Source organism: Isoptericola hypogeus, assembly GCF_039531145.1.
GTDB classification, from domain to species: Bacteria; Actinomycetota; Actinomycetes; order Actinomycetales; family Cellulomonadaceae; genus Isoptericola; species Isoptericola hypogeus.
Genome location: NZ_BAAAPM010000003.1, coordinates 1 through 24,701, shown reverse-complemented (window position 1 = coordinate 24,701; position 24,701 = coordinate 1). Strand labels below are relative to the sequence as shown.

Annotated in this window: 22 protein-coding genes and 2 tRNA genes; 14 read left to right on the top strand and 10 right to left on the bottom strand. The window is 74.2% G+C overall.

The genetic code is table 11. The annotated features are described in order from the left end of the window. Positions 1-6: 6 nt before the first annotated feature. From ABD254_RS02410 to ABD254_RS02400, 3 genes are all read left to right on the top strand, one after another. Positions 7-363 (top strand): DUF485 domain-containing protein, encoded by a 357-nt coding sequence (locus ABD254_RS02410; RefSeq protein WP_344248467.1) that lies wholly within the window; start codon positions 7-9, stop codon positions 361-363. After that, positions 360-1,961, top strand: coding sequence for a solute symporter family protein (locus ABD254_RS02405; protein WP_344245306.1), 1,602 nt, complete (start codon positions 360-362; stop codon positions 1,959-1,961). The genes ABD254_RS02410 and ABD254_RS02405 overlap by 4 nt, the downstream gene beginning before the upstream one ends. 88 nt (positions 1,962-2,049) lie before the next feature. Continuing rightward, positions 2,050-2,961: an ATP-grasp domain-containing protein gene (locus ABD254_RS02400; protein WP_344245304.1), complete on the top strand. Its 912-nt coding sequence runs from the start codon at positions 2,050-2,052 to the stop codon at positions 2,959-2,961. Between the two features lie 141 nt (positions 2,962-3,102). On the opposite strand, the gene ABD254_RS02395 is transcribed toward ABD254_RS02400, so the two are convergent. The 7 genes from ABD254_RS02395 to ABD254_RS02365 form a co-directional block, all read right to left on the bottom strand. After that, positions 3,103-4,017 carry an ABC transporter substrate-binding protein gene (locus tag ABD254_RS02395; RefSeq protein ID WP_344245302.1) on the bottom strand — a complete coding sequence of 305 codons (915 nt, stop codon included), beginning with the start codon at positions 4,015-4,017 and terminating at the stop codon, positions 3,103-3,105. A gap of 67 nt (positions 4,018-4,084) precedes the next feature. Then, on the bottom strand, positions 4,085-4,819 hold the full coding sequence (locus ABD254_RS02390) for an ABC transporter permease (protein ID WP_344245300.1): 735 nt from the start codon (positions 4,817-4,819) through the stop codon (positions 4,085-4,087). Then, positions 4,816-5,457: an ABC transporter permease gene (locus ABD254_RS02385; protein WP_344245298.1), complete on the bottom strand. Its 642-nt coding sequence runs from the start codon at positions 5,455-5,457 to the stop codon at positions 4,816-4,818. The genes ABD254_RS02390 and ABD254_RS02385 overlap by 4 nt, the downstream gene beginning before the upstream one ends. 16 nt (positions 5,458-5,473) lie before the next feature. Continuing rightward, positions 5,474-6,295: an ABC transporter ATP-binding protein gene (locus ABD254_RS02380; RefSeq protein ID WP_344245296.1), complete on the bottom strand. Its 822-nt coding sequence runs from the start codon at positions 6,293-6,295 to the stop codon at positions 5,474-5,476. 219 nt (positions 6,296-6,514) lie between these two features. Next, positions 6,515-6,587 (bottom strand) — tRNA-His (locus ABD254_RS02375). Between the two features lie 58 nt (positions 6,588-6,645). Continuing rightward, positions 6,646-7,284 carry an oligoribonuclease gene (gene orn / locus ABD254_RS02370; protein ID WP_344245294.1) on the bottom strand — a complete coding sequence of 213 codons (639 nt, stop codon included), beginning with the start codon at positions 7,282-7,284 and terminating at the stop codon, positions 6,646-6,648. 159 nt (positions 7,285-7,443) lie between these two features. Beyond that, complete coding sequence (locus ABD254_RS02365) at positions 7,444-7,623, bottom strand: hypothetical protein (protein ID WP_344245292.1); 180 nt, start codon at positions 7,621-7,623, stop codon at positions 7,444-7,446. Between the two features lie 212 nt (positions 7,624-7,835). On the opposite strand from ABD254_RS02365, the gene ABD254_RS02360 reads away from it, so the two are divergent. Then, positions 7,836-7,908 (top strand) — tRNA-Arg (locus ABD254_RS02360). A 15-nt stretch (positions 7,909-7,923) separates the two neighbouring features. Here the strand turns inward: ABD254_RS02360 and ABD254_RS02355 are convergent. Next, a complete protein-coding gene (locus ABD254_RS02355) occupies positions 7,924-8,301 on the bottom strand; it encodes a winged helix-turn-helix transcriptional regulator (protein ID WP_344245289.1) in 378 nt (125 codons plus the stop codon). Positions 8,302-8,425: 124 nt separating this feature from the next. On the opposite strand from ABD254_RS02355, the gene ABD254_RS02350 reads away from it, so the two are divergent. The 6 genes from ABD254_RS02350 to ettA all read left to right on the top strand — a co-directional run bounded on the left by ABD254_RS02350 (position 8,426) and on the right by ettA (position 16,043). Next, a complete protein-coding gene (locus ABD254_RS02350; RefSeq protein ID WP_344245287.1) occupies positions 8,426-9,310 on the top strand; it encodes an NAD(P)-dependent oxidoreductase in 885 nt (294 codons plus the stop codon). Further along, complete coding sequence (locus ABD254_RS02345) at positions 9,307-10,200, top strand: NAD(P)-dependent oxidoreductase (protein ID WP_344245285.1); 894 nt, start codon at positions 9,307-9,309, stop codon at positions 10,198-10,200. Before ABD254_RS02350 ends, ABD254_RS02345 begins: the two co-directional genes overlap by 4 nt. Before the next feature lie 77 nt (positions 10,201-10,277). Beyond that, a complete protein-coding gene (locus tag ABD254_RS02340; protein ID WP_344245283.1) occupies positions 10,278-12,002 on the top strand; it encodes a GTPase in 1,725 nt (574 codons plus the stop codon). Next, positions 11,999-13,591 carry a GTPase gene (locus tag ABD254_RS02335; protein ID WP_344245281.1) on the top strand — a complete coding sequence of 531 codons (1,593 nt, stop codon included), beginning with the start codon at positions 11,999-12,001 and terminating at the stop codon, positions 13,589-13,591. Before ABD254_RS02340 ends, ABD254_RS02335 begins: the two co-directional genes overlap by 4 nt. Before the next feature lie 50 nt (positions 13,592-13,641). Then, on the top strand, positions 13,642-14,196 hold the full coding sequence (locus ABD254_RS02330; RefSeq protein ID WP_344245279.1) for a single-stranded DNA-binding protein: 555 nt from the start codon (positions 13,642-13,644) through the stop codon (positions 14,194-14,196). A 164-nt stretch (positions 14,197-14,360) separates the two neighbouring features. Next, positions 14,361-16,043 carry an energy-dependent translational throttle protein EttA gene (gene ettA, locus ABD254_RS02325; RefSeq protein WP_344245277.1) on the top strand — a complete coding sequence of 561 codons (1,683 nt, stop codon included), beginning with the start codon at positions 14,361-14,363 and terminating at the stop codon, positions 16,041-16,043. Positions 16,044-16,271: 228 nt separating this feature from the next. On the opposite strand, the gene ABD254_RS02320 is transcribed toward ettA, so the two are convergent. Next, on the bottom strand, positions 16,272-18,023 hold the full coding sequence (locus ABD254_RS02320; RefSeq protein ID WP_344245276.1) for an HNH endonuclease signature motif containing protein: 1,752 nt from the start codon (positions 18,021-18,023) through the stop codon (positions 16,272-16,274). 300 nt (positions 18,024-18,323) lie between these two features. On the opposite strand from ABD254_RS02320, the gene ABD254_RS02315 reads away from it, so the two are divergent. After that, entirely contained in the window at positions 18,324-19,358 is a 1,035-nt protein-coding gene (locus ABD254_RS02315) for a phosphotransferase (protein ID WP_344245274.1), read from the top strand. Between the two features lie 33 nt (positions 19,359-19,391). Here the strand turns inward: ABD254_RS02315 and ABD254_RS02310 are convergent, their stop codons facing one another. Continuing rightward, complete coding sequence (locus ABD254_RS02310; RefSeq protein WP_344245272.1) at positions 19,392-19,958, bottom strand: carboxymuconolactone decarboxylase family protein; 567 nt, start codon at positions 19,956-19,958, stop codon at positions 19,392-19,394. A gap of 164 nt (positions 19,959-20,122) precedes the next feature. Here ABD254_RS02310 and ABD254_RS02305 point away from each other — a divergent pair, with 164 nt between their 5' ends. Genes ABD254_RS02305 through ABD254_RS02295 form a run of 3 tightly spaced genes read left to right on the top strand, consistent with a single transcriptional unit; the run spans position 20,123 to position 24,533 of the window. Further along, the gene (locus ABD254_RS02305) at positions 20,123-22,225 is read left to right on the top strand and encodes a dynamin family protein (protein ID WP_344245271.1); all 2,103 of its coding nucleotides are present in this window, start codon (positions 20,123-20,125) and stop codon (positions 22,223-22,225) included. Further along, a complete protein-coding gene (locus ABD254_RS02300) occupies positions 22,222-23,985 on the top strand; it encodes a dynamin family protein (RefSeq protein ID WP_344245270.1) in 1,764 nt (587 codons plus the stop codon). Before ABD254_RS02305 ends, ABD254_RS02300 begins: the two co-directional genes overlap by 4 nt. A gap of 44 nt (positions 23,986-24,029) precedes the next feature. After that, positions 24,030-24,533: an acyl-CoA thioesterase gene (locus tag ABD254_RS02295; RefSeq protein WP_344245268.1), complete on the top strand. Its 504-nt coding sequence runs from the start codon at positions 24,030-24,032 to the stop codon at positions 24,531-24,533. Positions 24,534-24,701 lie beyond the last annotated feature (168 nt).

The window sequence follows — 24,701 nt, the reverse complement described above, 5'->3', positions numbered from 1 at the left end:
GGCATCATGACCGACATGTCCACGGCGGACTCCCTCGGGGAGCCGCCGGGCGAGACCGAGTACCAGCGGGTCCAGCGATCACCGGAGTTCCAGGACCTGCGCCGGCGGTTCAGGAACTTCGTCTTCCCGATGACGGCGCTGTTCCTCGTCTGGTACTTCGTCTACGTCCTGCTCGCCAACTACGCCCACGACTTCATGAGCACCCGGCTCGGCGACAGCAACATCACGGTGGGGCTGCTGTTCGGGCTGGGTCAGTTCGTGTCCACGTTCGTCATCACGATGCTGTACGCGCGGTGGGCCAACCGGAGGTTCGACGCGCAGGCCGACGAGCTGCGCCGCGAGATCGAGGAGGGCGAGCTGTGACCAGCACCGACATCGGCAACCCGTGGGTGAACATCGGCATCTTCGCGGCGTTCGTGCTGGTCACCCTGATCATCGTGTTCCGCGCCTCGCGCCAGAACAAGTCCGCCGCGGACTTCTACGCCGGGGGCCGCAACTTCACCGGCCCGCAGAACGGCACCGCCATCGCGGGCGACTACCTGTCGGCGGCGTCGTTCCTCGGGATCTGCGGCGCCATCGCGATCAACGGCTACGACGGCTTCCTGTACTCGATCGGGTTCCTCGTCGCCTGGCTCGTCGCGCTGCTGCTCGTCGCGGAGCTGCTGCGCAACACCGGCCGCTTCACGATGGCGGACGTGCTGTCGTTCCGGCTCAAGCAGCGGCCGGTGCGCATGGCGGCGGCCCTGGCGACCCTGCTCGTCGTCTTCTTCTACCTGCTCGCGCAGATGGCGGGGGCCGGCGGCCTGGTCGCGCTGCTGCTGGGCGTCGAGAGCCGGGCCGGGCAGGGCCTCGTCATCGCCGTCGTGGGTGCGCTGATGATCCTCTACGTGCTGGTCGGCGGCATGAAGGGCACCACCTGGGTGCAGATCATCAAGGCGGTCCTGCTCATCGCGGGCTCCGCGATCATGACGGCGTGGGTGCTGGCGAAGTTCGGGTTCAACCTCTCCGACCTGCTGGGCGCCGCGGTCGACAAGGCAGGGCCGGGCGGCGAGGCTCTCCTGGAGCCCGGCAAGCAGTACGGCGAGTCGGCGATCACGAAGCTCAGCTTCCTGTCGCTCGCGCTCGCGCTCGTGCTCGGCACGGCCGGGCTGCCGCACGTGCTCATGCGCTTCTACACGGTGCCCACGGCCAAGGAGGCGCGCCGCTCGGTCGTGTGGGCCATCTGGCTGATCGGCATCTTCTACCTGTTCACCCTCGTGCTCGGCTACGGGGCGGGCGCCCTGGTGGGGCCGGAGGAGATCATGAGCGCCCCCGGCGGCGTCAATTCCGCGGCGCCCCTGCTGGCGTTCGCGCTGGGCGGGGAGATCCTCCTGGGCCTGATCTCCGCGGTCGCCTTCGCGACGATCCTCGCCGTCGTCGCCGGGCTCACCATCACGGCCGCGGCGAGCTTCTCGCACGACATCTACGCCAACGTCATCAAGAAGGGGAAGGTCAACGCCGACTCCGAGGTGAAGATCGCGCGCTGGACCGTCGTGGTCATCGGGGTCGTCGCGATCGTGGGCGGCATCTTCGCCCAGAACCAGAACGTCGCGTTCCTCGTGGCGCTCGCGTTCGCCGTCGCGGCGTCGGCGAACCTGCCGACGATCGTGTACTCGCTGTTCTGGAAGCGGTTCAACACCGCGGGGGCGCTGTGGAGCATCTACGGCGGCCTGATCTCCTGCATCGTGCTGATCGTGCTGTCGCCGACGGTGTCCGGCAGCGAGACGGCGATGTTCCCGGGGGCCGACTTCGCGGTCTTCCCGCTCACGAACCCGGGCCTGGTGTCGATCCCGCTCGCCTTCCTGCTCGGGATCGTCGGGACGTTCGCGTCGAAGGAGAAGCCGCACCCGGAGAAGTTCGCGGAGATGGAGGTCCGCTCGCTCACCGGCGCGGGAGCGGAGAAGGCGACCGCCAAGCACTGACCGTTCGCACCGCTGGCGCACGACGACCCCGGGCCGCCCCCGGGGTCGTCGGCGTGAGCGGGCGCGGCCCGGTCAGTAGGCTCGGCGGGTGACCACGACCAAGCGAGTCGGACTCGCCACCTGCCAGGCCCTGCCCGACCTCGACGACGACGACCGTCCCCTGCTCGCCGCGCTCACGGAGCGCGGCGTGAGCGCCGAGCCCGTCGTGTGGGACGACCCGGACGTCGACTGGTCGGCGTACGACCTCGTCGTCGTGCGCTCCACCTGGGACTACTCGCCGCGGCGCGAGGAGTTCGTCGCGTGGACGCGGCGGGTGCCTCGCCTGGCGAACACCGCCGACGTCATCGCCTGGAACACCGACAAGGGGTACCTGCGGGTGCTCGAGGAGGCCGGGGTCCCCGTGATCCCGACGATCTGGCTCGACCCGGAGCGGCACCTGTCCAAGCGGGCGGTGCACACCCGGATGCCCGCGTTCGGGGACTTCGTCGTCAAGCCGGTGGTCAGCGCCGGCGCCAAGGACACCGGTCGCTACCAGCCGGTCAGCGCGCAGTCGCGGGCGCTGGCGATCAAGCACGCGGTCGAGCTGCTCGACGGCGGCCGGGCCGTGATGATCCAGCCCTACGTGACGTCCGTCGACACGGCGGGGGAGACCTGCCTGGTGTTCGTCGACGGCGAGCTGCGGCACGCCGTGCGCAAGAACGCACTGCTCACCGGCCCGAGCCGGGACGACGACGCGCCCTACCTGCGGGAGCTGATGGAGCCCGCGCGGGCCACGGACGAACAGGTCGCCGTCGCGACCCGGGCGATCGAGGTCGCGCGGGGGGAGCTGGGCCTCACCCGCCCGCTCCTGTACGCGCGGGTGGACCTCGTCACACGCGACGACGGCACCCCCCTCGTCATCGAGCTCGAGCTGACCGAGCCCTCGCTGTGGCTGCAGCACGACGGCGGAGCGGGCACGGCCAAGGCGTTCGCGGACGCGATCGTCGCGCGCCTGGTCTGAGCCGACGGTCGACCCCCGCCGCGCGGACGGTGGGGGTCGACCGTGGTCGCTCAGCCGATGCTGGTCTGTCGGCTGAGTCTGCGGTTCCGCTGCGGGCGAGTGCCTCGTTCCTCGGCCCTCACCCTGCGCTGCACCTCCGCCTCAGCCGAGGTCGTTCTCCGCGAGCCAGTCGGCGGCGATGTCCTCGGAGGAGCGCTGCTCCTCGGTGGACTGCACGTTGAGGTCCACCAGGCCCTCGGGCGTGAGCGCCGCGCTGACCGGGTTGATCACGTCCGCGACCTGGTCGGCGACGTCCTCGGAGACGAGTGGCACGACGTTCGAGGCGAGGAACAGGCTCTCGGGGTCCTCGAGGGTCACGAGGTCCTCGGTCTGGATGCGGGGGTCGGCGCTGAACACGTTCGCGACGTTCACCGAGCCGGCGACCAGGTCCTGGACGGTCGTGTCGCCCGTGGCCTCGAACGACACGTCCACCCCGTACACGTCCTTCAGCCCCTGGGGGCCGTACGGGCGCTGCTCGAGCTCGGCCGGCCCGCCGACCACGAGGTCGTCCAGGCCAGCGAGGTCGCCGATGCTGGTCAGGTCGTTGTCCTCGGCGAACTGTGCCGTGACGTTGTAGGAGTCCTGGTCGGTCGCGGGCGACTGGTCGAGCACCGTCAGTCCGTCGGGCAGCGCCTCGGCCAGCGCCGTGTAGACGTCGTCGGGCGACGTGGCCGTGGTCTCGGGGTCGAAGAACTGCAGCAGGTTCCCCGTGTACTCGGGGAAGAGCTGGACCTCGCCGCTCTCGAGCGCCGGCATGTACGCGTCGCGCTGGCCGATGCTGAAGTTGCGCTCGACGGTGAACCCGTCGGCCTCCAGGGCCTGGGCGTAGATCTCGGCGATGATCTCGTTGGAGTAGTACGCCTGGGAACCCACGACGATCGTGTCGGACCCGCCGGTGGGCTCGGCCCCGCCGGTGTCCTCCTCCAGCGGGTCGGAGCCGCCGCCGCACGCGGTCAGGGCCAGGAGCACGGTCGCGGCCGGCGCGACGAGGGCGAGGGTGCGTCGGGTGGTGAGCATCGGTGTGTGCCTTTCTCCGGGGACGTCGGGGTCCGACGCCGGGGTGTCTGGGGGAGCGCGGAACCGGTCAGGTGGGCGAGGGTGCCGTGGCGCGGCGCCGTCGCCGGCGGACGGGGGCATCCTCCTGCGTGCGGCCGGCGGACACCCCGCGGGGGACGACCGCGCGCTCGGCGAGCGCGAACAGCAGGTCGAGGAGGACGGCGAGGACGACGATCACGAGGGCGGCGCCGAGGATCTGGGAGAAGTCCCGGAGCTGGATGCCCTGGACGATGTAGAAGCCGAGACCCCAGCTGCCGACGTAGCCGGCGAGCGTCACGGTCGCGACCACCTGCAGCGTGGCCGAGCGCAGGCCGCCGATGAGCAGCGGCAGCCCGAGCGGCACCTCGACCTTGCGGAGCACCTGGCCCGACGTCATGCCCACGGAGCGGGCGCCGTCGACGACGCGCCGCTCGACGGCCTCGACCCCCGCGTACGCGCCGGCCAGGATCGGCGGGATCGCGAGCAGCACGAAGGCCGTCGTCGACGCGGCGACCTTGTGCGTGACGCCGAAGACCAGCACGAGCAGCAGGACCAGGCCGAAGGAGGGGACGGCGCGGGCCGCGCCGGAGAGGGCGACGGCGACCTCCCGGCCCCGCCCCGTGTGCCCGATGAGCCAGCCCGCCGGGACGGCGACCAGGGCGGCGATCAGGACGGACACGGCCGTGAACGCCAGGTGCGTCCCGATCGCCTCCGACAGGGGCAGCGAACCCGTGGCCCGGTCGGGGGAGAAGATCCACGCGACGGCGTCGGCGAAGAGGTTCACGTCGCCCCCCGCCGCGTCCAGGGAAGGACCACTCGTCCCGCGAGCACGAGCAGCCAGTCGACGAGCAGGGCGATGACCACCACGGCGACGACGCCCGCGAGGATCTCGGCCACGATCTGGCGCTGGTACCCGTTGGTGAACAGGTAGCCCAGGTTGTCGATGCCGATGAGGATGCCGACCGTGGCGAGCGAGATCGTCGACACCGCCGTCACGCGTAGCCCGGCGAGCACCACGGGGCCCGCGAGCGGGAGGTCGACCTGCCAGAACTGGCGCCACGGGCCGTACCCGACGGCGACGGCGGCCTGCCGCACCGAGGGCTCGACCGAGGCGAGCGCGTCCGCGACGAACCGGGTCATGATCGCGACGGCGTAGATCGTCAGGGCGATGATCAGGTTGACCTCGGACAGGAAGCTGATGCCCAGCAGCGGCGGGAGCAGGGCGAACAGGGCCAGGGAGGGGATGGTGTAGAGCAGGCCCACCAGGGTGAGCACGAGCCCGCGCGTCAGCCGGAACCGGAACGCGAGCCAGCCCGCCGGGATCGACGCGAGGAAGCCCAGCAGGATGGGGAGCGCGCTCTGGCGCAGGTGCTCGACCGTGAGCCTGCCGATCAGGTCGAGATTGTCGGCGACCCAGGTCATGCGGTGCTCCGCGCGCTCACGGCGTGTCCTCCACGAGCACGCCCTGCGTGCGGCCCGCGGTGTCGACGAGCACCGTGCCCCGGTCGGTCCGCTTGGGGCGCAGTGCGCGCGCCCCCCGCTCGACCCCGATGAAGCTCGCGACGAACTCGGAGGCCGGGGCCTCGACGATCTCGCTGGGGCTGCCGATCTGCGCCACCTGGGCGCCGGACTCCAGGATGACCACCTGGTCGCCGAGCAGGAACGCCTCGTCGATGTCGTGCGTGACGAACACGACCGTCTTGCTGAGCTCCTGCTGCAGGCGGATGGTCTCGGCCTGCAGCTCGGCGCGGACGATCGGGTCCACCGCGCCGAACGGCTCGTCCATGAGCAGGATGTTCGGGTCGGCGGCCAGGGCGCGGGCCACGCCGACCCGTTGCTGCTGTCCGCCCGAGAGCTGGCTCGGGTAGCGCTCGGCGAGCCCGGCGTCGAGACCGACCACGTCGAGCACCTCGTAGGCGCGCTCGCGGGCGCGGGCCTTGGGCGTCCCCTCGAGCCGCAGCACCGTGGTGACGTTGTCGACGACCCGGTGGTGGGGCAGCAGCCCGCCGTTCTGCAGGACGTACCCGATGCTGCGCCGCAGCTTCACGGGGTCGCGGCCCGTGATCGGGGTGCCGTCGATCTCGATCGTCCCCGACGTCGGCTCGACCATCCGGTTGATCATGCGCAGCAGCGTCGTCTTGCCGCTCCCGGACGAGCCGACGAGGACCGTGGTGCGGTGCGGCGGCACGACCAGGTCGAAGTCCGCGACCGCGACGGTGCCGTCGGGGTACGTCTTGGTGACCGAACGGAACTCGATCATGGGGCGGCTCCGTCCTGACTGGTGAGGGGTCGGGGTGCTCCGACGCCCTAGCCGACCACATCCCGCGCCTCGGCGCGAGGGATTCCCCCGGTCGCGTCGCAGATCGGGCGCGAACGGACGTCTCGGACCGCGCCGGCGACGCGGACGCGGTGCCCGGAGACGACGGAAAGCCCCGCCCTGCCAGGGGTTCCTGGCGGGGCGGGGCCTTCTCGTTCGACGGGTGGCTAACCGGGCTTGAACCGGCGACCTCCTGGACCACAACCAGGCGCTCTACCGACTGAGCTATAGCCACCACGGCCCTGTTGCCGAAGCACCGGGCCGTCGAAAAGTGTACATGCTCCGCGCGGGGGTCAGGACACCGCGGGCCGTCGCGTGACGGAGGTCTCGCTGACGCGCTCGGCGACGCCGCGCGCCGTCTTCGTGTCCGGGCCGGGCTGGGGGACGAAGAGGGCCTCGCGGTAGTACCGCAGCTCGTCGATGCTCTCGAGGATGTCCGCGAGGGCGCGGTGCCCGCCGTCCTTCTTCGGGGAGGCGAAGTACACGCGCGGGTACCAGCGGCGGGCGAGCTCCTTGATGGAGGACACGTCGACGATCCGGTAGTGCAGGTGGCCGACGAGCTCGGCCATGTCCCGGTCGAGGAACATCTTGTCCGTGCCCACCGAGTTGCCGGCGAGCGGTGCCTTGCCCGGGTCGGGCACCCACTCGCGCACGTAGTCCAGCACCGTCTGCTCGGCCTCGGCGAGCGTGACGCCGTGCGGCAGCTCGTCGAGCAGCCCTGAGGTGGTGTGCATCTCGCGGACGAAGTCGTTCATCTGCTCCAGCGCCCCGGCGGGCGGGGCGATGACGACGTCCACGCCGTCGCCGAGCACGGTCAGCTCGGAGTCGGTGACCACGGCAGCCACCTCGACGAGCGCGTCCGCGCGCAGGTCGAGGCCGGTCATCTCGCAGTCGATCCACACGATGCGTTCGTTCGGGTTCGCGGGGCTCACGGGGGCCAGCCTACGTTCCGGGCCGTGCCGGACCGCCGCGGGGCCCGCACGACGAAGGCCCCGGCGCTCGGTCGGCTCCGTCGGGGAGCCGGTCCGAGGACCAGGGCCTTCGCGTGGTGGCGGGCTCGGCCGGTGCTGCGCCGGGCCCTGCTGCGGGTGTCATGCGGTCAGCCAGTCGTGCAGCCACCGGGTGACGCTGGTGTGCTGACGACGAGCGTGCGGCTGCTTGTGCTGCTTGCGCTGCTGGCGCAGTCGCCGGATGGTGCGTTCGCGCTCGGCCTCTTCGAGGCGTTCGCGCTGGATGGCCTGCACGACGAGCAGGTCCAAGGGGCTAGACATGGTGGAGTTGTCCTTCGTGACGTGGGTCGTCGGTCCGGGCCAGGGACCACCCGTGCGACCGGTGTCGGACCGGCCGCGCGTCACCGCGGTGCGTGGACGAGTCTGCCGGGTGCCGTGCGGGGTGCGCACGGCTTTTTCCCAGGTCGGGTCTGTGTTCGGGCCGCGGCCGGCCCATGATCGGGCACGTCGTCGCCGGATACGATGGGCGCTGCGCCTCCGTAGCTCAATGGATAGAGCAACGGCCTTCTAATCCGTCGGTTGCAGGTTCGAGTCCTGTCGGGGGCACCGTCGAGGGTGAGCTCAGGGGCGGGGCATCGCGGCCGCGTCGGCGTGGTCGATCAGCTCGCGCCCCTCGCGCCGGATCCGCTCGCTGCCCCAGTCGCCGAGCGGCGCGAGGGCCTGGTTCAGCGCGCGACCGTGCTCGGTCAGGGAGTACTCGACCCGCGGCGGGACCTCGGCATAGACCGTCCGCACGACGAGGCCGTCCGCCTCCATCTCGCGCAGGTGCTGGGTGAGCATCTTCTCGCTGACGCCCGGCAGCCCGCGACGCAGCTCGGCGAACCGGCGGATCTCGTGCTCCTCGAGCTCCCAGAGGATGAGGCCCTTCCACTTGCCGCTCACGACGTCGAGGGCAGCGTCGATGCCGCAGATGTAGGGGCCGCGTCGGTCCGTGGCCATGATGGTCCTTTCCTGGCACTTACCAAGAGGTAAGTACCCCAGAAATTAGTGCGTACTTCACACGATCCGCGTACCCGACCAGCATGGAGGTACTTCACCGGAACGCACAAGAGGAGCACCGCGCATGACGCACCACCTCGCACCCGTCACCGTGATCGGCCTCGGCCCGATGGGTCAGGCGATGGCCCGCACCCTGCTCGCGGCGGGCCACCCGGTCACGGTTTGGAACCGCACCTCCGCCCGCGCCGACGGCGTGGTGGCGGACGGCGCCGTCCTCGCGCCCACCGCCCTCGAGGCGGTCCTGGCGAGCGACCTCGTCGTCCTCAGCCTCACCGACTACCAGGCCATGTACGACGTGCTCGACGGTGCCGCCGCGGCGCTCGCCGGCCGGACGATCGTCAACCTCAGCTCGGACACGCCGGCCCGCACGCGGGAGGCCGCCGCGTGGGCCGCCTCGCACGGCGCGGGCTTCCTGACCGGCGGCGTCATGACCCCCGCGCCGATGGTCGGCACCGAGGAGGCGTTCGTCTATTACTCCGGGCCCGAGGAGCTGCTCGAGCGCCACCACGACGCGCTCGCGAGGATCGGCCGGCCGCGGTACCTCGGCGCCGACCCGGGGCTGGCGCAGCTGATGTACCAGGCGCAGCTCGACGTCTTCCTCACGTCCCTGTCGGCCCTGATGCACGCCACGGCGCTGGTCGGCTCCGCGGGCGTGCCCGCCCGCGACTTCCTCCCCGAGGCGCACGCGCTGCTGGGCAGCATCCCGGCGATGCTCGAGGCGGCCGAGAGCCCCGGCGAGCAGATCGACGCCGGTAGGCACCCGGGACACCTGTCCACCGCCACGATGATGGGCGCCACCGCCGACCACGTCGTCGCCGCGAGCGAGGCGGCGGGCATCGACCTCGCCCTGCCGCGCGCCGTCCAGGCGCACTACCGCAAGGCGATCGACGCCGGGCACGGCGGCGACAACTGGACGCGCATCATCGACGGCATCCGGGACCCGCGATGAGCGGCGCCGGAAGGGCCGTCGGACCGGTGCCCGTGACGATGCTCGGCCTCGGCGCGATGGGTCGCGTGCTCGCCGCTGCCCTGCTCGACGCCGGGCACGACGTGACCGTCTGGAACCGGTCGCCGGGCCGGGACGTCGACCTCGTCGCACGTGGCGCCCGGCCGGCGGCCACCGTGCGCGACGCCGTGGGCGCCGGCCGACCCGGGGGCGGGACCGTCGTTGCCTGCCTGTACGACCACGCGTCGGTGCACGAGACGCTCGACCCGGTCGCCGAGGACCTCCGCGGCCGCACGCTCGTGAACCTCACCACGACCACCCCGAACGAGTCGCGGGAGCTCGCGGACTGGGCGTCGCGGCACGGCATCGTGTTCCTCGACGGCGCGATCATGGCCACCCCGCCGATGATCGGTGCGCCGGGCGCCGCGATCCTGTACAGCGGCGACGAGGACGTGTTCGGTGAGGTCAGGGGCCTGCTCGACGTCTGGGCCACGAGCACGTTCGAGGGCGCCGACCCCGGCCGCGCGTCGCTGCTGGACCTGGCGATGCTCTCGGGGATGTACACGATGTTCGCCGGCTTCCTGCACGGAGCCGCGATGGTGGGTGCCGACGGCGTCAGCGCCCGCGACTTCGCGGCCAGGGCCGCGCCGTTCCTGGCCGCCATGACCGAGGCCTTCGCCGCCGACGCCGCGACCGTGGACGGCGGGGACTACTCCGCCGGTGGCCAGAGCCTGGACTGGTCGGACCTGGGCCACCTCGTGCGCGCGAGCGAGGATCTGGGCGTGGACCCGGCGCCGATCGCGATGGTGGAGGAGCTGCGGCGACGGCAGGTCGACGCCGGGCACGGGCGCGACGACTTCGCGCGGATCTACGAGAGCCTGCGTCGTCGCTGACCCGCGCGCGCCGCACGGGCGGGTGCCGTGCGGCGCGCGCGTTTGGCAGGGGCACGTCCAACCGGAAGGATGTGCCCGTGACACCTTCCCTGGAAACGCGCGCATCGCGCCGCGCCGCGCGCAAGGCCGGCGCCGACGCCGCGGAGGAGATCGGTCTCACCGTCCACGACGTCGCCCGGGACCTGCGCCGCGACGTCGCGGCCGTGGAGCTGCCGCTGCCGATCGACGGGGCGCAGGAGGCCGCGGCCTCCCGGGACCGGTTGCTGGCCCAGCTCGACGAGCACCTGCTGCCGCGCCTGGCGGAGCTGTCCTCGCCCGCCGTCGTCGTCGTCGCGGGCTCCACGGGCGCGGGCAAGTCCACCCTGTACAACTCGCTGCTCGGCGAGGACGTGTCCGACGCCGGCGTGCTGCGCCCGACCACGCGCGAGCCGGTGCTCGCCTTCCACCCCGCCGACGCGGACCTCGTCGCCCCGGGGCCCGTCACCGAGCTCTCCCGCGTGGTGCAGCACGAGGGCGTGCCGCGCGGCACCGCCCTGCTGGACGCGCCGGACCTCGACTCGTTCGTGCAGCAGAACCGGTCCACCGCCCACCAGCTCCTCGAGGCGGCCGACCTGTGGCTCTTCGTCACGACGGCAGCCCGGTACGGCGACGCGCTGCCGTGGCAGGCGCTCGCCCGCGCCACCGAGCGCGGCGCGTCCGTCGCGATGGTGCTCAACCGGACCCCCAAGGAGACGCTGACCACCGTCCGCGGCGACCTGCTGCAGCGGCTGCGCGACCACGGGATGACCGACGTCCCGCTGTTCGTGATCCCCGACGTCGGCCCGCACGAGGGCCTGCTCGACCCCTCCGTGGTGGCGCCGGTGCGGCGCTGGCTCACGCTGCTCGCCGGCCCGGACCGGTCGCGGGCCGTCATCGTGCGCACCCTCAAGGGCGCGCTCGGCGCGCTGCCCGGCTGGGTGACGTCGCTCGCGGACGCCGTGGAGGCGCAGCGCGAGGCGACCCACGTGCTGCGTCGCACGGTCACCGACGAGATCCCCGCCGCCGAGCGGCTCGCCCGGGACGCGGTGGCCGCGGGCGTGGTCGCCGGTGCGTCCGTCGAGGCGCGGTGGCGGGATCTGTCCGGAGCGGTGGGGGTCGATCGCGTGAAGGTCCGCGCGGACCGGGCCCGCAGCACCCGGCGGGCGGGGCGGGCCCGCGAGGCGGCGCTCGACGAGCTGCGCGGTGACGTCGTCGCGGCGGCCTCGCGCACCCTCGTGGCCGCGGGGGCGCGGGTCGAGGAACGCCTGCGAGGGGTGCTCGCGGGGCCGGGCGCGCCGGCCGGCGGCGAGGCCGTCGTCCCCGACGGCGGCGCGCGCGCCGCGGCCCGGGAGGCCGGCACGCCGCCCGTCGTCCAGGAGTGGGCGTCCCGGGCCGACGCCCTCGTCGAGCAGGCGCGGACGAGCGGCTTCGGCAGCGGCGGCACGGAGGGCGGTAGCACGGACGGCGGCGCGCCGGGCGGTGGGGAGCAGGAGGTCGCGCGCGTGCAGTCGGCCGCGAAGGCCTTCGGTCCCCGGGGCCTGGCGACCCTGCTCCTCGCGTCGGCGGCCGGCAGCGACGACGCCGCGCGCGTGCTGACGCGCGTCCTCGACACCCTCGCCGACGGACCCGTGAACGAGCTGCGCGTCGACCTGGCCGACCGGGCCGCCGCCGTCGTCGACGCCGAGGTGCAGGCGGTCCTGGACGAGCTGGGGCCACCCGAGCCCGCCGACGACGCGGCCGCCGGACTGCGCGTCCGGCTGGCCGAGCTGAGGAGACTGACATGACGGCCCAGAACGCCTCGCACGACGCCACCCTGCGGGCGCGGACCCAGGACGTCGCCGAGGCGCTCGAGATCGCGGGCTCCCGGCTCGACGACGCCACCCGGTCCCGCGTGGCGGCGGCGGTCGAGGGCGTGCGTGCGCGGCTGGCGCTCGGCGTCGACCACACGATCGTCGCGTTCGCCGGCGGCACCGGCTCGGGCAAGTCGAGTCTCTTCAACAAGGTCTCGCGCCTGAGCTTCGCGGACGTCGGCGTCAAGCGGCCCACGACGGCGCGCGTCACGGCGTGCTCCTGGTCGGACGACGCCGAGGCGCTGCTCGACTGGGTGGGCGTGGACCGGGAGCGACGGATCACCCAGAGCGGCGAGCTCGACGGCGTCGACGAGCGCGGCCTCGACGGGCTGGTGCTGCTCGACCTGCCCGACCACGACTCCGTCGAGCCGGCACACCGCGAGGTGGTCGACCGGGTCCTGCCCATGGTCGACCTGCTGGTGTGGGTCGTGGACCCGCAGAAGTACGCCGACGACGCGTTGCACACGGGCTACCTGCGGGACGCGGTGGGCTCGGAGGCGTCGATGGTCGTGCTGCTCAACCAGGTCGACACCGTGCCCGACACGCAGCGCGGCAACCTGCTCGAGGACCTGCGCCGGCTGCTCGCCGACGACGGGCTCACGGGCGTGCACGTGCAGGAGGTGTCGGCCCGCAGCGGCGAGGGCGTGGACGAGGTGCGCACCCTCCTCGAGGAGGCGTGCGCCCGCCGTTCCGTCGCCGCCGGTCGGGCCGCCGCGGAGCTCGACTCCGCCGCCCGGCTGCTGCTGGCGCAGGTCCCGGCCGAGGTGCCGTGGCAGATGGGCCCGGCGGTCGAGCGGGAGCTGGACGCGCTCGTGGTCGCGACCGGGCTCGACTCGGTCGCCAGCCAGGTGGGCAACACCGTCCGCAACGGGTACGGGCACCCCGAGGTGCCGCCGCCGGACCGCGACGCGGTCGCGCTGTCCCGGGCGCGGTGGCTCACCCGGGCGGGCGCGTCGCTGCGGCCGGGCTGGCAGCGCTCGCTCGCCGAGTCGGTCGCCGGCGCGGACCAGCTCCGCACCGCCGTCGCCGGGGCCCTGCGCGGGGTGTCGCTCGACGCGCGCGGCCCGTCGTCCGCACGCACGCTGCGTCGGACGGCGTGGGTGCTGGCCGGCGTCGCGGCCCTCGCGATCGTCGCGGGGGTCCTGGCTGTCACGGGCGTGCTGGGCCTCGGCGACCCGTGGTCGTGGGTCGTCCTGGCGGGTGCCGGGGTCGTGGCGCTCGGCGCGGTCGCGACGGCGGTGGCCGGCGTCGCCGCGCGTCGCCGGCTGGCATCCCAGCGGGAACGCGCGGTCTCGTCGGCGGGGCGCGCCGCCCTCGAACGGGTGCTCACGGAAGGACTCGGGGAGCCCACGCAGAAGCTCCTGGTCTCCCACCGGCGGGTGCGCGAGCTGGCGCAGGCCGCCACCGAGCTGCCGACCGCCCGGCCGCTGACCGGCTCCCTGAGGCTGCCCACCGAGGGCGAGCTGGCGACGTCGTCCACAGACGAGACCACCGGGGCGCGAGGCGCCGGAGCGCGCGGCTGATCCTGGGCGTCCAGGCCGGCACGGCGCCGGCCCCGAGCACAGGAGCACGCATGAGCGACGTCAACGTCACCGTCGTCGGCCACGTCGGCACCGAGCCCACGCTGGGCACGTCGGCGCAGGGCACCGACTGGACCTCCTTCCGCCTCGCCAGCACACGGCGGGTCCGCGACCCGCTCTCCGGCCAGTGGTCCGACGGCGAGACCCTCTGGTTCACCGTCAAGGCGTGGCGGGACCGCGCCCGCAACGTCAGCCTGTCGGTGCACAAGGGCGACCCGGTGGTCGTCACCGGTCGGCTGTCGGTCGACGAGTGGGAGGTCGACACGCCGCACACGCTCCCGGACGGCGCGGTCGTCACCGTCAAGGAGAAGCGCTGGGGGCAGGTGATCGAGGCGCAGCAGGTCGGGGTGGACGCCACCCGCGGCGTGGTGCGCTTCGCCCGGCTGGCCCCAGAGCGGCCGGACGGCCCGGGAACGTCGGACGGAGGCGGCGGGGGCGCCGACGGCGGCGGGGGCGCCGACGGCGGGCCGAGCACGCCGCCGGACGCCACGGACCCCTGGGGCATCCCGGCGCCCGCCGAGGAGCAGCCCGAGCCGGTCGGCACCTGAGCGGCGCCGGCCCCGCGCCCGCCGTGTCGCGTGTCGTCGCGTAGGCTGGGGGACCGGCCGCGATGCCGGTCCTCCAGCGTGCCGCTGGAGCCCCGCGGGCCCTCGGGCCCCGACGCATCGAGCCTCACCAATCTCCGCGCGATCGAACGGTGGAAGCAGAGCCAGTGGCTGAGTTCATCTACTCCATGTACAAGGCGCGCAAGGCGCACGGCGACAAGGTCATCCTCGACGACGTGTCGCTGAACTTCCTGCCCGGCGCCAAGATCGGCGTCGTCGGGCCCAACGGCGCCGGGAAGTCGACGATCCTCAAGATCATGGCCGGCCTCGACCAGCCGTCCAACGGCGAGGCCAGGCTCTCCCCGGGCTACACGGTCGGCATCCTGCAGCAGGAGCCGCCGCTCAACGAGGACAAGACGGTGCTCGGCAACGTCGAGGAGGCGGTCGGCCCGATCAAGGCCAAGATCGACCGCTTCAACGAGATCTCGGCACTCATGGCGGAGCCGGACGCCGACTTCGACAAGCTGCTCGCCGAGATGGGCACCCTGCAGGAGGAGATCGACGCCGCCGACGCGTGGGACCTCGACTCCCAGCTCGAGCAGGCGATGGACGCCCTGCGGTGCCCGCCGCCGGACGCCGACGTCACCATCCTGTCCGGTGGCGAGCGTCGCCGCGTCGCGCTGTGCAAGCTGCTGCTGGAGAAGCCGGACCTGCTGCTGCTCGACGAGCCCACCAACCACCTGGACGCCGAGTCGGTGCTGTGGCTCGAGCAGCACCTGGCCTCCTACCCGGGCGCCGTCCTCGCCGTCACGCACGACCGGTACTTCCTCGACCACGTCGCGGAGTGGATCTGCGAGGTCGACCGTGGACGCCTGTACCCCTATGAGGGCAACTACTCCACGTACCTGGAGAAGAAGGGCGAGCGCCTCAAGGTCCAGGGCAAGAAGGACGCCAAGCTCGCCAAGCGCCTCAAGGACGAGCTGGAGTGGGTGCGCTCCAACGCCAAGGGTCGCCAGACCAAGTCGAAGGCGCGACTGGCCCGCTACGAGGAGATGGCGGCGGAGGCGGAGCGGACGCGGAAGCTCGACTTCGAGGAGATCCAGATCCCCGCGGGCCCGCGCCTGGGCAACGTGGTCCTCGAGGCCGAGAACCTCCAGAAGGGCTTCGACGGCCGCCAGCTCATCGACGGGCTCAGCTTCACGCTGCCGAAGAACGGCATCGTGGGCGTCATCGGCCCTAACGGCGTCGGCAAGACGACCCTGTTCAAGACGATCGTGGGCATGGAGCCGCTCGACGGCGGCGACCTCAAGGTCGGCGACACGGTGAAGATCTCCTACGTCGACCAGTCGCGCGGGGGCATCGACCCCAAGAAGACGCTGTGGGAGGTCGTGTCGGACGGGCTCGACTTCATCAAGGTCGGCAACGTCGAGATCCCGTCGCGCGCGTACGTCGCGTCCTTCGGCTTCAAGGGCCCGGACCAGCAGAAGCCCGCGGGCGTGCTGTCCGGCGGTGAGCGCAACCGCCTGAACCTGGCGCTGACGCTCAAGCAGGGCGGCAACCTCCTGCTGCTCGACGAGCCCACCAACGACCTGGACGTCGAGACCCTCGGGTCGCTGGAGAACGCGCTGCTCGAGTTCCCCGGCTGCGCCGTCGTGGTCTCCCACGACCGGTGGTTCCTCGACCGCGTCGCGACGCACATCCTCGCCTACGAGGGCACCGAGGAGGACCCGGCGAACTGGTACTGGTTCGAGGGCAACTTCGCCTCGTACGAGGAGAACAAGGTCGAGCGGCTGGGCGCCGACGCCGCCCGCCCGCACCGCGTGACCTACCGCAAGCTCACGCGCGACTGAGGTCCTTGGCACCCCTGCCCCGTGGCAGGGGAGAGCGCCCGTCCTGACCGAGTGTCGGGGCGGGCGCTTCGTCGTGCCGCCGACCATTCCGCTGGCTGAGCCTGTCGAAGCCCTCGCCGGTTGGGCCCGTCGCGACCGATCGCGGCGACGCCGGCACGTGTACTGGCGCTACAGCGCCCCAGCACGCTCCTGCGCTGCTTACGCGGGTCCGTGGTGACGTCCGGCCCATCAGAAGGGTGGTGTCGTGTCGTCGCGACGGGTTGTGTCGCTCGTGGTGGACGGGTCCCCGCCGGCCGTGGCAGCCGCTGTGGGCTCGCCGGCGTCTGTCGGGAGGTCCGCGGCCGCGGGGCGTGTTTCGCCGACCAGGGCCCGTGCCTCGGCGGTCCATTCGTCGAGGAGTCCGACGGTGTGGTCGGCGCTGCCGGGGGTGGTGAGGTAGGTGCGGCCGCGGGGTGAGGTCCAGGCCAGGACGCCGGCGTCGAGCTGTTCGACGGCCCACCGGGACTCGTGCTTCAGGGTGTGGTGCTTGCGGCACAGATGGGCCAGGTTGCCCGCGTCGGTGGTGCCGCCGTCGACCCAGGCAGTCGTGTGGTCGACGTCGCAGCGGCGTGCGGGGATGCGGCAGCCGGGGAAGCGGCAGGTGACGTCGCGCAGGGTGAGGAAGGCGCGCAGGTCGGCGGGCACGACGTAGCTACGCCGGTCCACGGTGAGCATGGCCCCGGTGACGGGGTCGGTGAGGATGCGCCGCAGCGTCGGGGCGTGGGCGGCGAGCTGTCGTGCGGTCTCCGCATCGAGGGGGATGGCGCCATCCAGGGTCGCGGAGTCCTCGCTGGTGCCGGTCAGGGTGGTGATCGGGACCGTGACGTGCACGACGGGTCGGATGCTGCGCGCCAGCGCAGCGAGCGGGTCGGGCGGGCCGGGCGGGCCGGGCGGGCCGGGCGGGACGGTTGGGCCGGATAGACCTGGTGGGTCGGGTGGGTCGGACACCGGTCCGTGCGTTGCTCCGCCGGGAACGCGATCATCGAAGCCGCCGTCCGTGCCACCGTCCGCGGTGCCTCCGTGCGCTGTCGCGCCGTGCACTGTGCCGTCGATTCCGTCGTCGACTCCACCGTCGGCCCGGCCGGCGACTCCGCCGGCGACTCCGCCGTCGACCAGGCCGGCGACCAGGCCGGCGACCTCGCCCACGATCGCGCCCTGGCCGTCAAGCCGGGTATCGACCCCGCCGTTCACCGCGCCGTCCTCCACACCGTCGAGCAGGAGTGCACTGAGGGTGGCGGCGCGTAGCTGCCCGATGCCGCGGGGGTCGCCGGCGGTCTTGGCGCGGGTGGCGGTGCGGGTGAGGCGGTCGTGCACGGCGTGGGCGACGGGTGCGGGCAGGTGCGCGGTGAGCCAGGACATGCCGTCCTTGCCGTCGTCGACCCACACGTCGGCCTTCAGGTTCGCGGCCTCGTGCCGGACCTCGGCGGGCACGGGGTGCAGCAGGTCGCGGGCCGCGCGGGCCAGGGCGCCGAACTTCGCCGCGGTCACCTCCGGGGCGCGGTGCAGCACGACCGCTTCGATCTCGGCCACGGCGTGGGCGGGCAGGTCGGCCACGGCCTCGACCAGGACGGCCGTGTGCCGGTAGCTGATCCGCCCGGCACACAACGCGTCGAGGGTGGCCCTGGCGCGCCGGGTCAGGACCTGCGCGTCGGACAGCAGGGTGGAGGCCGAGGCCTCGCCGATCCCCAGCGCGCACGCGACCTCTGCCGCCAACGCCCGGTGAGCGACGGAAGAACGCCGTACCGCCGACGCGGTCGCGACCCGCGGGACGTCGAGGTCGAGCATCGTCTCCGGGGCTGCCTCGGTCGCGGCGAGTACCTCGGCCAGCGCCACGGTGCGCCGTCCCGCGGCAGCATTCATCGCCGTCTGCTCGTCCGCCGCCCGACCCAGCGCAGCGTCCAGCACGAGTTGTGCTGCTGCGGTGCCCGGCGTCCGTGCCATGCGACAAGTCAACCAGGAGCCACCGACACCCGGTCGAACAGGCGTTCGACCCGGAGCTGAGGCTGAGACGGCACGTTCGATTGCTGGAGACCGGCTCACCCGCGCTCGCTGGCGAGCATCGGGGACCTGAACTCCCGCGCGGTGCACGACGTCGTCCACGGTGGGCTGGCAGTGCGGGGCGCCTGAGCCATGACCACGACCCCGGACGGCGAAAGCGCTGGCCCGGGACGGAGCGACGACCACGACCCCGGACGGCAAATGGGCTGGTCCGGCGGGGGGCACGCGGGCAGGATCCTCCGCATGAGCACCGCCGTGCCGAGCCGCACCCGGCCCACCTGGCCCGAGCTGCCGGCGCCCGTGCGCGCTGCGGTCGAGGCGCGGATCGGCATGCCGGTGACCGGGTGGACCAGCCACGACGGCGGGTACTCGCCGGGCCTGGCCTCGACGCTGCGCACCGGTGAGGGCACCCTGTTCGTCAAGGCCGTCCACACCGGGCACGAGTTCGCGGCCCGGCTGTATCGCGAAGAGGCGCGCCGTGCCGCGCTGCTGCCCGCCGGCCTCCCGACGCCGCGGTTCCGCTGGTCCCTGGAGGTCCCGGCCGACGAGTTCCTGACCGGCGAGGGCGCGGCCGGCGGCGGGTGGGTGGCGCTCGCCTTCGACACGGCCGAGGCGCGGACGCCGCGCGTCCCATGGGTGGCCGACGAGCTCGACGCGGTCGTCGAGCTCGCGACGAGGATCTCCGAGCACGAGGTGGTGCCTGGCGCGCTGCCCGACCTCGGGACCGAGCTGCCGACCGACCGCACGAGACTCCTCGCCGCCGAGCTGCCGGCCGGGCTCGCGACCTACGACCCGTGGCTGGCCGAGCACCTGGACCGGCTGGCCGCGCTCGAGGCCGACGCCCTCGCCGCGGTCGCAGGCACCTCCCTGGTGCACGGCGACCTGCGCGGCGACAACGCGCTGCTGATCGACGGCCCGCTGATCGACGGCCCGCTGGTCGACGGCCGGCTGACTCGCGACCAGGCTCGCCGGGGCATCCGAGCGCTCGCTGTCGACTGGCCCAACGCGGCCCGGGGCGCCGCGTTCTGCGACCGGGTCGGCATGCTGCCCGCCACCCACGTCGAGGGCGGCCCGCCCCCCGAGGAGGTCCTGAGCCGCCGTCCGCTGCCGCCCGGCACCGACGACGACGCCGTCACGGCGTACGTCGTCGCGCTCACCGGGTACTTCGTGCACTCGTCGCTGCAGGCGCCGCCACCCGGTATCCCGCACGTGCGGGCCTACCAGCGCGCCCAGGCCGAGGTGTGCATCGCGTGGCTCGGCCGACGCCTCGGCGGCTGAGGGGAGCGTGCCCGGGGGCTCGCGCGCCGCGCGTCACGACGAGGCGAGCGGGACCTCGCAGGCGTCGGAGTAGCCCTGGCTCTGCACGCCGGCGGCGAAGTACGAGCGGGCGCGCATGTTCTCGATCGCGACCATCTGGGTCAGCTCGACCACGGCGGGCGCCCCGAGCCGCGCGAGGAGCCCGGAGACCATCTCGTCGGTGACCGTGGGCGGGGTCGCGGTCATCGCCTCGGCGTAGGCCATGACGTCCCGCTCCAGGTCGGTGTACACGTCGGCCTCGCGCCAGCGCGGCACCTGGCTGACCTTGCGCGGGTCGAGCCCCTCGGTGCGGGACAGGAAGTATCCGAAGTCCAGGCACCAGCTGCACCCGACCGCTGCGGCGGTGGCCATCTCCGCGAGCGTCTTGAGCGTGGGGTCGAGCGACCGCCAGCGCGCCACCTTCCGCTCGAGGCCGAACATCGCCCGCATCCCGCGCGGGTGGTGGGCGAGGACGTAGGCGCTGTCCGGGACCTGGCCGAACGCGCGGCGCGCGTAGACCGCGATCGCCCGGCCGTACAGGCCGGTGAGCTCCTTGCGGGGGATGCGGAACGTGCTGGTCACCGGGGCCTCCTGGAACGGGATACGGGGTGATGTGGTTCCGGGCGTGCCGCGCACGCCGTCGTGCTCCTCCCATTCCACCGCGGATCGCCGCCCGGGCGGAGGAGATGTGCGGAGCCTCACACGTCGCCTCTGCGCGGATCGTCCCTGATGGGCACACTGGGCACATGACCGACCCGGACGCGACGCCCGCCCCCGACAGGGACGACGCCGCGGGCCGGGACGTGGCGGCGGGTCGCGAGCGGACCGCGGGCGCGACCGCACCGGCGACGGCCGCGCTCGTCGACGCGCTGGACTCGCTCCGCTCGCGGCTCGGCGCGCTGCGGCTGCCGCTGCAGACGCCGGGGGCCGACGCCGCGCGGGCGGACCTGCACAGCGCTGTCGACCAGCTCGACGACTACCTGCTGCCGCGCCTGCGGGCCGAGCGCGCGCCGCTGCTCGTCGTCGTCGGCGGGTCCACCGGGGCCGGCAAGTCCACGCTGGTCAACTCGCTGCTCGGCGAGCCGGTGTCCGCCCCCGGCGTGCTGCGCCCGACCACCCGCGCGCCGGTGCTCGTGCACCATCCGCTCGACGCACGGTGGTTCAGCACCGACCGTGTGCTCCCCGGGCTCGGGCGGGTGACGTCGTCGGCGACGGGGTCCGCGGCGCCGGCCGCCGGAAGTCGGGCCGAGACCCGGACCGAGACCCTGGCCGCGGCGGGCGCGCCGACGCTGCGGCTGGTCGCGAGCGACGCGCTGCCCCAGGGCCTCGCGCTCCTCGACGCCCCGGACGTGGACTCGGTCGAGACGGCGAACCGGGACCTCGCGCGGCAGCTGCTCGCCGCCGCCGACCTGTGGCTCTTCGTCACCACCGCCGCCCGCTACGCCGACGCCGTGCCGTGGGACCTGCTGGCGCAGGCGGCGCAGCGCCGCGCGCAGGTGGCGATCGTGCTCGACCGCGTCGACCCGGGCGCGGAGGTGGTCGTCGACGACCTGCGCCGGCTGACCACGGAGCACGGGCTGGGCGACGCCCGGGTGTTCGTCCTGGCCGAGGCCGCGGAGTCCGGCCCCGACGCGCTGACCGGCGGGCTGCTTCCCGAGCACGCGGTGGCCGAGGTCGCCACCTGGCTCTCCGGGCTCGGAGGCGACCCGGAGGAAAGGGCTGCCGTCATCGCCGCGACCCGCGACGGCGCCACGCGCGACCTCGTCCGCCGCGCCGTCGAGCTCGCCGACGCGGCGGACGCGCAGGAGACCGCGGACGCCCGGCTGCGCGACGTCGTGCGCAGGCACCACGCCGAGGCCCTGGCGCAGGTCGAGGCGGCGACGTCGGACGGCGCCCTGCTGCGCGGCGAGGTCCTCGCCCGCTGGCAGGACTTCGTCGGCACCGGGGAGTTCTTCCGCTCGGTCGAGGCGGGCGTGGGCCGGGTGCGCGACGCCGTGGCGGGGTTCTTCCGGGGGAGCCCGAAGCAGGCGCCGCAGGTGGAGCAGGCGATCGCGCACGGCCTGGAGTCGCTGATCCTCGACGCCGCCGAGCAGGCGGCCGAGCGAACGTACGCCGCCTGGCACGGCGACGTCGCGGGCGCGGGCCTCCTGTCGGGCCTCGGCCTGTCGCGGGCCCCGGCCACGCTCCGCGAGGAGGTGGGCGCGCAGATCCGCGGCTGGCAGGACGACGTGCTGGCGTTGGTACGCGAGCAGGGCGCGTCCAAGCGCGGCACGGCACGGGCGCTCTCCTTCGGGGTGAACGCGCTCGGGGTGAGCCTCATGGTGGTGGTCTTCGCGTCGACCGCCGGGCTCACGGGCGCCGAGATCGGGATCGCGGGCGGCACCGCCGTCGTCGCGCAGAAGCTGTTGGAGGCCGTCTTCGGCGACGACGCGGTGCGCCGGCTGGCGGCGCAGGCCAAGGAGCGGCTGTCCGCGCGGGTCGACGCCGTGCTGCGCGGCCAGGCGGCCCGGTACACCGCCCAGCTCGACGCGCTCGGCACCGCCGAGGCGGGCGGTCCGGGCGTGCGGGACGCCGCGCACCGCGTCGCCGCCGCGGCCCGGGCCGAGCAGGCGTCGCGTTCGGCACCGGAGGGCGCGACGCGGCCCTGGAGCGGCGGGCTGTTGCGGGGCGCCGGGACCGTGCGCCCGCCGACGACCGAGGGGGTGCCCCGGGTGCGGGCGCCGGGGAGCGGGGTCGACGACGCGGCGGGAGGCGCGCCGGGCCGGGAGCGCACGGGCCGCTGGCGGAGGCTCTTCGGCCGGCGGGACCAGACGGGGAACGACCGGACCGGAGAGGACCAGGCACCGTGAGCCGCGGCGACGCGCGCATCGACCTGTCCGACCGCACGGCGGCGCTCGGGACCGCGGTCGCGGCGGCTACCGGGCGGCTGGACACGGCGCTGCTCGACGACGCCCGCGCCGTCGTGACGCGGGCGCGGGAGCGGGGCGGGCTGTCCGCCGAGCACACGGTCGTCGCGCTCGCGGGCGCGACCGGCTCGGGGAAGTCGAGCGTGCTCAACGCGGTGGCGGGCACCGAGATCGCGACGGTCGGCGTGCGGCGGCCCACGACCTCCCATGCGGTCGCCGCGGTCTGGGGGGAGGGCGCCGGCCCGCTGCTCGACTGGCTCGACGTACGGCGGCGGCACGACATGCCGACCGGCCCCGAGCCGCAGGACGAGGCGCAGGACGGCTCCGAGGCCTCGGGCCCGGCCCGGACCGGCCGTCGGGCGGGCCTGGCCCGCCTCCGCCGACCTCGCACCCCGGCGGGCATCACGACCGGCCTCGTGCTGCTCGACCTGCCCGACCACGACTCGGTCGTCACCGAGCACCGGGTGCGGGCCGAGCGCCTGGTCGAGCGGGCGGACCTGCTGGTGTGGGTCGTCGACCCGCAGAAGTACGCCGACGCGGCGCTGCACGAGCGTTACCTGCGGCCCCTCGCCGGGCGGGCCGAGGTCGTGGTGGTCGTGCTCAACCAGGCCGACCGGCTCACGGACGCCGAGACCGACGCGATGCTCGCCGACCTGCGGCGGCTGGTCGTCGCGGACGGGCTCGACGGGGCCCGCGTGCTCGCGCTGTCGGCGCGCACGGGCCAGGGCACGGACCAGCTCCGCGGGCTGCTCGCCGAGGCCGCCTCCCGCCGGGAGGCTGCGGCGGCCCGGCTCACCGCCGACGCCCGGGCCGCCGCGCGCCGGATCGCGGACGCGACGGGGAGCACCCCGCCCCACCGCGCGGGCGACCGGGCTGCGTCCGCACTCGTGGGCGCGCTGGAGGACGCGGCGGGCACCCCGACCGTCGTCGAGGCCGTCGGCCGCGCGCACCGTCGCGACGCGCACCTCGCCACCGGCTGGCCCGTCACGCGATGGGTCTCCCGGCTGCGGCGCGACCCGCTGCGCCGGCTGGGGCTGCGGCGCGGCGCGGACCGGGGCGGCCCGCCGGGGTCCGCGGACGACGACCGGCCGGACCTGCTGCGCAGCTCCCTGCCCGCGACCACGCCCGCCGTGCGGGCCGCCGCCGCGTCCGCCGTGCGTCGGTACGTGGACGAGGTGGCCGACGGCGCGCCCGAGTCGTGGGTGCTGGTGGTGCGCGGGCGCGGCCAGGACGCGATCGACCGCCTGCCGGGCGACCTCGACCAGGCGGTGGTCGGCACGCGGCTGGAGGCGGCGCGCCGGCCACGCTGGTGGGCCGCGGTGGGCGCCGTCCAGTGGCTCCTCCTGGCGGCCGCGGTCGCGGGCCTGGTGTGGCTCGGGGTGGCGTTCGCGTTCGAGTACTTCCGCCTCCCGCCGCTGCCGGTGCCGCTGCTCACCGTCGACCTCACCGACTCGGGCGGCGGCGTGCTGGAGCTGCCGTGGCCGACGCTCCTCGCGCTCGGCGGCCTGCTCGCGGGCGTGCTGCTCGCGCTGGTCGCGCGAGCCTTCTCCGCGTGGGGTGCCCGACGGCGCGCGGCCCGGGCCCGCCGCCGCCTGCGGGACGCGGTGGCCCAGGTCGCCGACCGGCTCGTGCGCCTGCCCGTGGGCGAGGAGCTGGCCGCCCTGGCGCGGTGCCGCGCGGCGGCGGCGATCGCGGCGTCCTGAGCACGGTTCGGGCGGCGCCGCGGCGGCGTGCGACGATGCGGGCCATGACCCGACTGCACGTCCCCGTCTCCCTGCGCTGGTCCGACCTCGACGCCTACCAGCACGTCAACAACGTCGCGATGCTCCGGCTCCTCGAGGACGCACGCATCACCGCCTTCTGGCGGCACGAGGACGCGGTGGACGGCGACCAGTGGCCGACGGCGATCCTCGACACCGGCCCGCACGCGACCTCGCACACGTTCGTCGCCGGTCAGCAGATCGAGTACCTGCGCCCGCTCGGCTTCACGCGCACCCCGGTGCGGGTCGAGATGTGGATCGGCGCGATCGGCGGCGCCTCGCTCGAGGTCTGCTACGAGGTGCACGACGGCGAGCCGGGCGGCTTCCCGCGCACCGGCCCGGCGTCGGACGACAAGCCGTACGTCAAGGCCGCCACGACGATCGTCGTCGTCGACGCCGCCAGCGGGAAGCCGCGGCGGATCACCGACGACGAGCGCGCCGCCTGGGCGGAGTACGCCGGCGACCCCATCGCCTTCCGCCGCCGCGGCTGAGCCAGCTCCACGTCCCTCTGCCGCGTCTCCGGCTCGGCGGTCCTCGTCGTCAGCCGGTTCTTGTCGTCGGCGGAGCCTGCGGTTCCGCTCCACCTCCGCCTCAGACGGTATGAGTGCTCCCGGGCGGTGGTCTCGGGTCGCACGGGCGGGGCCTCGCTATGAAAGTCG